The following is an 11,042-nucleotide window of genomic DNA, read 5'->3' as shown; positions in this document are numbered from 1 at the left end:
GCAAGGGACTCCAAGTTTAGACTCGTCTTCTGCATTACTGAAGCAAGGTCAACGGCCCCTTCAGGTTTTGAAGCAACGATAGCATCTTCCAATGACTTGGTTCTTCTATCCTCTAGTTGCTTTTCTGCTGCTGACTGAAGAGCAAAGTCATCCGAGAACTTCTTAAAATCACTTCTAGATTCCTGATTCGCCTCCTCAAGAGACTTGTAATGTTCATCAGCATTTTAGTTTTCCCGTGCCACAAGCTCCATCTTTAAACCTCAAAAAAACTGAACTAACCTTTCAAAAACCGATTTCAAAAATTCCCTCTTCTCCTGTTAATTCTGAACCCGAAATTATTGAATCTCCTCCTGCTCCTGCGGTTCAAGAATGGCAATGGCGACAAGCGGGACGAGCTACGAATTGGAAACCACTGAAATCTTTACAATCAACTCCTTTTAAACTCGAAAAACTCTTAATTATGATCGGTTTAACTTGGTTTATTCCGATTGTTTTAGCTTTTATTAATAATCAGTTAAATCAGATTTGGGTTTGGCAACCTTTGTTAAACTCTTGGCAGCAATTATCTCGTCAACCTTTGCAAATTATTTTTATTCTTTTATTTCTATTTATGATAGGTTGGGTTTGGCAAAGATATCGATTTTTTTCTGAAATTGTATTAACAATTTTAGCAATATTGTGGTTAACTCCTCGCTTATTAGATGGGTTAATGGAAATGACCAATAATGCCTTAATTTGGTTCCCCATTGTACACCCTATTCCTTTATTTTATCGTGATCCCACCCAAGGCGTTTATATCACTGTATTGATTTTATGGATATTTTATCCTTGGTTATGGGATGGACTGCTTAAACTAAGCTATGGTTTAAAACCTTTACCCTTAATGACGTTATTGAACTATAGCAAAGAAACCAATAAAATTTTAAGAAATTATTGCCAGAAGAAAAATTTTAAACTTCCTGAAATCAAATTTTTGCCCATTGATGAACCCATTATTTTTTCCTATGGAAGTTTTCGACGTTTTGCTCGAATTATTGTCAGTCGAGGATTATTAGACCAATTAACAGAAGAGGAAATAGCAACTATTTTTGCCCGTGAAATAGCCAGTATTGGAGAATGGGATTTTGCTGTGATGTCTTTAGCTACACTGATCAGTCAAATTCCCTATTTAATTTATTGGTATTTAGCAGAATTAACCGAAAAATTGCCTAAGTTAAATCTTGCCTATCCTAGCATCATTCAAAATTTTATAAATCAAATTGTTAATGCGATCGCTACTTTGATTTGCCCGCTATGCTATGGCTTATACAAACTTTTAAGATTCCCCACCTTGTATTTATCTCGCCGTCGGGTTTATTATAGTGATCGCATGGCTTGTAACCTAACCGGAAATCCAAACGCGTTAAGTCGAGCCTTATTAAAAATCACAATAAAATTATCTCAAACTATTCAAAAACAAGGAAAAACTGATTTTATTCTCGAAGCTTTTGATCGATTAATTCCCATCAGTTATCAACAAGCTTTAACCTGGGGAAGTGTCACTCCTTACACAGATCCAGATCCTTTATTTCAATGGGATTTAACAAATTCATATACTCAGTGGTTAACCTTAAATCAATCCCATCCTTTGATGGGAGAACGCTTAAAAATTCTAGGCTTTTATGCTAATTATTGGAAACTAGAGCCGGAATTTGATCTATCTCATCTTAACCCACCAAAACTGCCAAAATTTGATCCCCATAACTCCCCATTATTATTACAAGGTGCACCGTTTTTTGGAATTCCCGTTGGCATGGCAATTGGCGGTATCATTTGGTTAATGGGGGGACTTTGTTCAGCTTTAGGATTGTGGCAATTAGAATGGTTATGGGGAGATTATTGGATTATGGCAGGTTGTATTCCGATTGGTTGTAGTCTAGGAATTTTCATCAGGATTAATCCCTTTTTTCCTAAAATTAAACCTTCTAATCTTTTCAATCAACCGAACTTATCTGATTTAATGATTAACCCCAAAAGTATTCCCCTCGATAGTCAACCAATTTGTTTAACAGGTCAACTGTTAGGTCGCACAGGTTTAAGGAATAGCTTTGCTCAAGATTTAATGTTGCAAACCTCAAGCGGAATTGTTAAACTGCACTATCTGCCTCAATGGACTCCTATCCTCAATTTCTTACCCAGAATTCTTCAACCCCAGACATTGATCACTCAAAATATTAAAGTAACCGGATGGTGGAGGCGAGGAGCAACTCCTTGGATCGATGTGGAAACCCTAGAAACCTGTGATAGTCAAACCTTGCTACAAAGCGGACACGCCATTGGGTCTACAATTTTAGCCATTGGTTTTACCTTATGGGGTGCTTACCTGGTTTCTCAAGGCGGATGGTAAACAAAAATTTAATCAATAAGATTGCTTTTGCGGAAAATAAATGTTACATTACTTAACCAAAGATTAAAAATGATGTCAATTCGATCACACCCTTGAAAAAGTTCACCAATTTTGCCAAATTAAATGCAAAAATCTTGTCAAAAGAGTAGAACTATCTTCAAAGCTGTGCTATCTTAGAGATTGGCTCATAACGATCCGGTACTGGAATACCCATAGCAAAGGTTCTAGGTTCCATTCAATAGCCTGACTCATACAAGGCGAAACAGCAACTTAAAAGAAATGACAAATTTTTTGTTGAATGCTGTACTCAACTATCGGCACTCCAAAGGCAGGAAGTTAACATCCAGTGAGTTGACTTTATATGGTCTTAGCTATAGGAAGTTCAATCTATTTTTGAACACAGGAATAAAAAAACGCTATAGCATCAAGTTTTGACAAATGGGAAAAAGTTTACGAGACAACCGAGCAAACCTACTCTTTCTGCATGATGAATTCAATATGCAGGAAATGATAGGATTTCATCTCAATTTCAAGATGACATCGGTTGTTGAGTTCAATTTAAAAAACCAAAGTGATGATTGCCTTGGGGTTAATCCTCGATTTGTGTTTTTAAACCGCACAAGTTGGGGATAGTTTCGCCTACTCATTTTTTTATTTAATTTGGAGGTTCTACTCATGTCCGTTCGTCTTTATGTTGGTAATCTTCCTAAAGAATTAGAGCGCAAAGAATTACAAGAAGTCTTTGTCGAAGAGGGAGATACCGTTTCTGCTAAAGTCATTACTGATCGCAAAACGGGTAAATGTCGGGGGTTTGGCTTCGTTACCGTGCAAACCGATGAAATCGCCGATCAAATTGTTGAAAAATATAACGGGGTTATGTTTAGAGAAAACCCCTTAAAAATTGAAAAGGCATTACCTCGTAAAAAAGGAAAAGGTGAAGGTGCAAGCGGTAGTGAAAATGCTGGGGAAGAACAACCCCAACAACAACAACAACAACCCGTTCAACAACCCGTAAAAGCAGGAAATACCCCTAAAAGTGGTGGTGGCAAAAACCGAAATAAAAAATCTAAACAGTCCGGTGGGGGTCGTCCCGCTGCTGCACCTCAAGCTGGCGGAGATGAAGCTTTCCAACCCGATCCCCGTTGGGCGAATGAGTTAGAAAAACTCAAACAAATGTTAGCCGCCCAAGCTGCCAATCCCTAAACGTTATTGTTTAAATTGATAGGATTTAAACCTACCTCAATCGTTATTGAGGTAGGTTTTTAATATTTCCTATTCAACCTTTAATGTAGAACAAGATCTAAACGGCAACCGTGAAGTATAAGAATTGCTCCTGATCATAATAGGATAGCAGGTGCTAATAACAGTTGTAAAAGTCGAGTGATAATTTGAGTAAAAGTTCCTGAATTTTAAAACGTCATAACCCCTTGGACAGCCCAAACCCCCAAGTCAATCAAAGCAGTCATCAAATGGATAAAACCAATTAATATAGATAAATGACCCAACGGCAATTTAACAATTGGTTAAACCTCTATAACACTTTAGCTCTTAATAATGCAACGGGTAATGACATCATTTTTCGCCATTTAGGAACATAAGCCCGCTTGCGAAAAACATCATATTCATTGCGTTCAATTTCATCTAAAATTTGCCGATAAAGCACTAAGGCAGTCCAAACTGGCCAGCGAATTTCCTCGCTTAAAACACTAATTCCTTTCTCGGCTTCTGCATAGAATTTCCGCGCCCGTTGAATTTCAAAACGCATTAATTCTCGCCAACGATCATCAACAATCCCCTTAAATAAATCCTCTTCGGTATAGTTAAATAACGCTAAATCATCCAAGGGTAAATAAATCCTGCCCCGTCGGGCATCTTCTCCCACATCCCGCAGAATATTGGTCAGTTGATTGGCAATTCCTAACGCGATCGCTTCCTGATTCGGAATCATCACTTCCGGGTTAGGATTCCAAGGCGTCATCACCGGAGGTTCAACCCCCATAACCGCCGTTGACATTAACCCCACCGTTCCCGCCACCCGATAACAATAAAGTTCCAACTCCTCAAAAGTTTGATAGCGATTGCGGTATAAATCCATGCGTTGACCCGCAATCATATCTCGGAAGGGTTGAATCTCCAAAGGGAAACGATGGAGAGTATCGACGAGCGCCACATCCACATCATCCCTTGGATGTCCGGCGAACACCGCTTCTAGGTGTTGTTCCCATTGATCTAAGGTTTCCTCCGTTGTCGCCGCCGCCATTGGCCCATCGACCAACTCATCAGTACGACGACACCAAACATAGATCGCCCAGATCGCCCGACGCTTGGCTTCTGGCATCAATTGAGTGCCCAAATAAAATGTCTTGGCATACTCCGCAGTAACCTGACGGCAGAGTTCATAGGAGTCTTCCAGTGATGCCAGAGTTCTCATGCACGGAGATTTAGAAAGTTGTAGCATTCGTTGTTCTGGTGACCGACAATGGATAAGCTAGGAAGGAATAGGAGTTGAGGAAGCAACAGGAGCCGATGGCGCAGACAACGCCGAAAAACGATTAGAAGTGATATCTTCTTGAATCGCCTGTGCAGTCAGCTTACCGGAAAGTACAGCCCCTTCCATACTGGCTAAATAACGCTGCATCGTGTAATCTCCAGCCAGATAGAAATTAGGAATAGGCGTTTTTTGAGAGGGACGATGGGCTTGTCGCCCAGGAGTCGCCTTATAAACCGAACGTGGGGTTTTCACCACGTGAGATTTCAGCAGTTTGGCTTTGTGGGGAATTTCCTCTGGAAAGAGTTTCTCCAACTCCGCCATCGTCGCTGCCACGATTTCCTCATCCGATTGACTAATCCAATCTTTTGCCGGAGCCAATACCAATTCCAGCATAGAACGGTCAGGATGGGAATACTCTTTACAGGTATTACTCATATCTGCATAGACGCTGAGTAAAGGTGAACGGGAAAACAACAAATGGTCAACATTTGTTAACTTACGATCAAACCATAAATGCACGTTAATCACCGGAACCCCTTCTAACCCCTGTAGCTGTTTGAAGTAGTCCATGTTTTGCCAAAGTTGGGGTAACATCACCTTCAGGGGATCAACGGGCATGGCAGAAACGTAGAGATCCGCCGTTAACACCTCATCAGAGCTATCGTTTAACCCGCGAATTAAGAAGCCTTTGACGGTTCCATCGGCGTTGAGTAAAAATTCTTTAATTGGGGCATTCAAACGAACTTCTCCGCCCCGTTCTGTAATGTAATCGACCAACGGTTGACACAGACGTTCCGTGGGAGACCCATCTAAAAACGCCATTTTTGAACCGTTCTTTTCTTGGAGAAACCGATTTAAAGCGGTTAAAATTACCGTTGAGGAAATTTCATCAGGGTTGATGAAATTCAAAGCTTTGGACATAGCAATAAACACTTCTTTCTCGACCCTGGGCGGAACATTGTGGAGTTTCAGCCATTCTGAGAACGAATATTGATCCATTTCCTCGACGTATTTTTGACCTTGGAGCATGGCCGGAATTAACCCTAAACCAAACCGAATTTTCTCCGGCCAGGTCAACATATCATTGTTACGGAGAATAGCAGCTACCCCGTTTAAAGGAGCGGGGATGTCAGGAAAGTCAAACCGAGAATAAGTTCCAGGTTTCTCCGGTTGATTGAAGATCATGGAGTGTTCCTTCCATTGCAGCCGATCTTCGATGTCCAGTTCCTTGAATAACTGCAACATATTGGGATAGGCGCCAAAGAAAATGTGCAACCCGGTTTCGTACCAGTCGCCGTCTTCGTCTTTCCAGGCTGCGACTTTCCCTCCTAATACGTCCCGTCGTTCTAACACGATGGGGGTATGACCCAGATCCGTTAGATACTTAGCACAAGCTAGTCCCGCTAAACCTGCTCCAGCGATCGCAACTCGCATCGATTACCCTTTTGAATGTTTTCTTAATGTTTTTCCTGATTATACGTTACATCTCGTTACATTAAAACCCAAGGAGGTCAAAAATTCTAATCACAAGAGATCATGAAAGTTAAGACTTGATCCCCAATGCCTTTTAACTTATTCCATTCTTTAGTTAACGTTTCATGACGAGCCAGATAACTTGCCACTTCCGTAGACACTAAAATACTATTGGGATGAGCGACTTCCTGTAACCGGGCAGCCATATTCACCGCAGGGCCAATGGCAGTATAATCCGAACGTTCCTGAGATCCAAACATCCCCACCACCGCCGTCCCGATATGAATCCCACATCGAAAACGCACCGGTTCAACACTATTTTCCCCGACAATGCCTTGTTCTCGCCAACGTTGATTCAGTTGATCTAACGATTGCAACATTTCGCGGGCTGACTTGACCGCCAGTTGAACCTGTTTTTCCGGGGGTAACTCTTCTGGGGCGCCATATAACGCCATCACCGCATCTCCGACAAATTTATCCACCGTACCCCCATTGGCAAAAATCACCCGAGTCATCTCAGATAAATACTCATTTAAAACCACTGCTATCCCTTGCGATTGTAACTGATTTGACATTTTAGTAAATCCCACAATATCACTAAACAAAATCGTAATCAATCGAGGTTCCGGGCTCAAATCCAAGGCTAATTCACCCGTTGCCGCTTTTTTAACCATAGCTTCAGGTAGAAACCGCTTCAATACCGACTCAGTTAAATATCGATTTAATTCCGCTACTCGTCGCTCATTTTCTTTCAAAGATTGTAAATTCTTAACTTCTGCCAACAATTCTCGATCATTAAACGGTTTTGATAAATAGGCATCAGCCCCCCGTTCAACTCCTTCTAACCGCGTATCTTCATCCGCTTTAGCTGTTAATAATATTACCGGAGTTCCCTTTAATTCAGGGTTTTCTCGAATTAACCGAATTAAATCTAACCCCGATACTAACGGCATCATTAAATCCGTAATAATCACTTCAGGGCGATATTTTTGAGCCATTTCAAACCCTTGTTCTCCATTGCCAGCAACGATCACGTTGTATCCCGACAAACGCAAAATTTTCGAGACATAGTGACGTAAATCTGGGTTATCATCCACCACTAAAACTAAATTTGTGCAAGTCTTATTATTGCCTAAAATCAAAAGGTCTTCGGGATTTTCCAACCCGTCAGAGACTTTTTGATCCATCACATCGACATCAATATCTGCAAATTCAACCGAAGCACGGCTAGAATTTAATTCTGCCGGAATTTCTAACACTTGTTCTTCCGGTAAATGGGACGTTCCCAATTGTAACCAAACGGTAAACGTTGTTCCTTGACCATAAACCGACTCTACGGAAATTTGTCCTTTATGAAGTTCCACTAATTCCTTAACTAAAGCTAATCCTAACCCCGAACCTTCATAGGAACGATTTGCCGATCCTTCCGCTTGACGAAACCGTTCAAATAAATAGGGAATTTGTTCCGGTTGAATCCCAATTCCGGTGTCTTGAACTTGCAAACGGCAATGATCCCCCAAAGGTTCAACTCGGAGAGTAATGGTTCCTCCAGGCGGAGTAAACTTCATCGCATTTGACAGTAAATTATAAAGAACCTTATCAAATCGTTCTAAATCTAAATACAATAACGGACAAGAATGTAAATCCGTTTTTAAATGAATTTCTTTTTTATGACAATAAGGTTGAAACGACTCAACGGTACTCTGACAAAAAGCAATTAAATCACAGGGACGAAAACTCGGCTGCATTCGTCCCGCATCAAACCGTTGTAAATCTAATAATTGATTCACTAACCGTAACAACCGCCGAGAATTTCTTAACGCAATTTTTGCTTGTTCTTGGGGTAAATCTTGCTGTTGATTAATCGCCGATTCTAACGGCCCAATCATTAAAGTTAAAGGCGTGCGAAACTCATGGGAAATATTCTGAAAAAATTCCGTTTTAATCCGATCCGCTTCTAACAATCGTTCGGCTTGTTGTCGAGTTTTTTGATATAAACGAGCTTGTTGTACCGCTAAAGCCGCTTGTACCGCCACCACTTGCACTAAATTAATTTCTGAATCCTGCCATTGGCGTGTACGATGATTTTGTCGCAGAGAAATACTGCCAATAATCTCACCATCCGATAACAAAGGAACCACCATTAAAGCTTTAGACGCTGAACGCAGGGGTAATTCAGCAATATGAGATTCCGGTTCCTGATCTAAATCAGAAATCACAACCGGTTGTTTCGTGCGTAACACTTGTTGTAACACCGGGTTGCCACGAATGGGAACTAAAGATTGAGGCAGCATCTCCACCGCCGGCTGGGAATGAAGGGCAGAATCTAAAGAATTTGGGGGAGACTTGGACGACCATTCATCACTGACCAAAGAAGCTTGTCGAGTCGCATCATACAACCCCACACACTGGACATATTCATCGTCTTTTGTCCACAATGATAACGCACAGCCATCCACCTGTAAGGCTTCTCCCAATTGTTGGGTAATAGCCGCAAAAATAGTGCGGGGATCAAGACTGGAGCGAATAGCCGATGTAATGGTATTGACTAAGGCTTCCCGTTTCGCCAATTCTCGAACTTGTTCATAGGCGCGAGCTTGGGATAAAGCGAGAGCCGCTTGATCCGCAACGGTAATCACTAACTGAACTTCATGATCCAACCAAACATGGGGTTCTTGGCAATGATGCAGTGCTAAAACCGCCATTAAATCCAGTTTGTAGAACAGAGGAACAATTAAACTAGAGCGAATTTGAGTGTCCGTATAAGCTTGTTGACGTTCCCTAACTGTGGCGATACGTTCATCGGTGTCTACATCTTGGATCACTTCAACATCGGTCGTTTCCCAAACTAATAATTGCAGCAGATCCGTTGACGGTTGTGGGTGATTTGAGGATTGTAGCACCTCTGCTCGTCCCGACTGATACATAAACCATTCATCGCTCATTTGCCCATCTTGAAACGGTCGTAGCAAACAATAGCGAGCTTCAAACATTTGACCCACCGTTTCGACAATTCGTTGCAACATTTCCCGATAGTTGGGGGCTGAACGAATGGTATTGGTTACGGCGTAGAGAAGGGATTCTTGTTGTAGGGCGCGTCGCAGTTCTTCGGTACGAGATTTGAGGACGGTATGGGTTTCTAAAGCTTGTTTAACGATGGCTTTGAGTTCGTCGGCGTCCCAAGGTTTGGTAACGTATTTAAAGACTTTACCCGAGTTAATCGCTTCAACTAAATCTTCAACATCGGTATAACCCGTAAGGATAATCCGAATAATATCGGGATATTGGGCTGCGGTTAAACTCAGAAATTCTGTCCCGCTCATTTGCGGCATTCGTTGATCAGAAATAATCACCGCTACGTCAGACTGAGACGCTAAGATTTGTAGTGCCGTTGGCCCGCCTTCTGCTCGCAAGACCCGGTATTCCCGATGGAAGGTGCGATACAGCAGATCTAGGTTATCGGGTTCATCATCGACAACTAAGATCGTCGGCTTAGATTTTTTCAGGGAATTCATGCACCGAGCTCCTGCTGCAAGGGATGTAGGGGGTAATGCTCTGTGAATGACACAGATGGGGTGAACTTGCCCCTAACGGGTGATCAGGGTTAATCAATGATCAAGTTGTTTCGTGATTGAGGATGCCCCCTATTGATCTTATGCTTCCAGGGTGTTGAGTTTCAGGGATTAGATTGAGGATTGACAGAATCACCCTCAACAGCCAACCCACCCTGAACACCCCCTAAAAGTACCCATCCTAACTAGACTCCATCGCTGTTTTCAGTTGAATTGATTTTCCAACATCAGATGCGCTTTTTGGTTTAATTTCTAATCCCACCCAACCCAGACCCAATGATTATTTTTGTTAATTTTGGTTGGAAGTCTGCATCCAACAATTGATGATTCAGACTCTGATTGATTTGTAACCTGATGAGTCATGTCAGGACAATCAGGATATTGATGCACAATATTCATTGTACCTTGATCATCTCAAGAGTCAGGAAGAAGAAGGGTGTTCTCCATTGTCTGTTTCCCGCCAAGCATAACCTTCAACAAACAACACATCTGTGCTGTGCTGTAACTGCCCAGCATCACTGTTATAGAATGGTTGGTGCGATTTGCAACTGTGTACAATCCCTAAACTAAGCGTGAATTATTTGTTTTCCACTTTCAGATCTCATCCATCCTTTTTAGGGTGCGGAAATCTCATCGGGCCAGAAACTCCCCCTCCTACACGATATTCTGTGGATTGTTCTCGGTTGCAAATTCGACCAGCTACCTTGGGAGATCTCACGGCTTTAACGGATATTTTGGCGGAAAGTTTTCATTCCCGCGATGGGATTTTGAGTTGGGTTTATCCCATTTTACGCTTAGGAATTTATGAAGATTTACGCCATCGTTTGGTGATGAGTTCACCTCAATATGTTTGTTTAGTGGCTGTGGCTTCATCGGTGGGGGTTTCGTCTTCGGTTTATCGATCTGATCGCGAATATGTTTTGGGAACGGTGGAAATGGGTTTGCGATGGGTTCCCCCCAGCCGAGGGCTATCGCGCTATGCTTGGCAATTATCGTTAGCGTCTCGGTATCCATATTTATCAAATTTAGCGGTGCATCCTCAATATCGCCAGCAAGGAATTGCTCAACAATTACTGATATCTTGTGAACAAACAGCCCAACGTTGGGGCTTTTCTAATGT

The 11,042-nt window shown here is 41.9% G+C and carries 6 protein-coding genes; 3 read left to right on the top strand and 3 right to left on the bottom strand.

What is annotated here, in order from left to right:
- Positions 1–235 precede the first annotated feature (235 nt).
- Positions 236–2,386, top strand: a complete 2,151-nt coding sequence (locus tag ACKPEB_RS07850) for a M48 family metalloprotease (RefSeq protein ID WP_408964318.1) — start codon at positions 236–238, stop codon at positions 2,384–2,386.
- Positions 2,387–3,061: 675 nt separating this feature from the next.
- Positions 3,062–3,589, top strand: a complete 528-nt coding sequence (locus ACKPEB_RS07845) for an RNA recognition motif domain-containing protein (protein ID WP_408964317.1) — start codon at positions 3,062–3,064, stop codon at positions 3,587–3,589.
- Between the two features lie 328 nt (positions 3,590–3,917).
- Here the strand turns inward: ACKPEB_RS07845 and crtB are convergent, their stop codons facing one another.
- The 3 genes from crtB to ACKPEB_RS07830 all read right to left on the bottom strand — a co-directional run bounded on the left by crtB (position 3,918) and on the right by ACKPEB_RS07830 (position 9,865).
- The gene (gene crtB, locus ACKPEB_RS07840; RefSeq protein WP_408964316.1) at positions 3,918–4,844 is read right to left on the bottom strand and encodes a 15-cis-phytoene synthase CrtB; all 927 of its coding nucleotides are present in this window, start codon (positions 4,842–4,844) and stop codon (positions 3,918–3,920) included.
- Between the two features lie 30 nt (positions 4,845–4,874).
- The gene (pds, locus tag ACKPEB_RS07835) at positions 4,875–6,311 is read right to left on the bottom strand and encodes a 15-cis-phytoene desaturase (RefSeq protein ID WP_408964315.1); all 1,437 of its coding nucleotides are present in this window, start codon (positions 6,309–6,311) and stop codon (positions 4,875–4,877) included.
- Between the two features lie 86 nt (positions 6,312–6,397).
- A complete protein-coding gene (locus ACKPEB_RS07830) occupies positions 6,398–9,865 on the bottom strand; it encodes a response regulator (RefSeq protein ID WP_408964314.1) in 3,468 nt (1,155 codons plus the stop codon).
- A 629-nt stretch (positions 9,866–10,494) separates the two neighbouring features.
- Here ACKPEB_RS07830 and ACKPEB_RS07825 point away from each other — a divergent pair.
- A partial coding sequence (locus ACKPEB_RS07825) for a GNAT family N-acetyltransferase (protein ID WP_408964313.1) occupies positions 10,495–11,042 on the top strand: 548 nt, incomplete at its 3' end.

The sequence above is a fragment of the Planktothrix sp. genome, from assembly GCF_046067725.1.
Taxonomy (GTDB): Bacteria; Cyanobacteriota; Cyanobacteriia; order Cyanobacteriales; family Microcoleaceae; genus Planktothrix.
Note: the sequence above shows the minus strand (reverse complement) of the source record. Positions and strands in the feature narration are given on the sequence as shown.

Bases quoted from the DNA above. Each gene is read 5' to 3' on its own strand.
- ACKPEB_RS07845 (WP_408964317.1), top strand. From the start codon at position 3,062: ATGTCCGTTCGTCTTTATGTTGGTAATCTTCCTAAAGAATTAGAGCGC.
- crtB (WP_408964316.1), bottom strand. From the start codon at position 4,844: ATGCTACAACTTTCTAAATCTCCGTGCATGAGAACTCTGGCATCACTG.
- pds (WP_408964315.1), bottom strand. From the start codon at position 6,311: ATGCGAGTTGCGATCGCTGGAGCAGGTTTAGCGGGACTAGCTTGTGCT.
- ACKPEB_RS07830 (WP_408964314.1), bottom strand. From the start codon at position 9,865: ATGAATTCCCTGAAAAAATCTAAGCCGACGATCTTAGTTGTCGATGAT.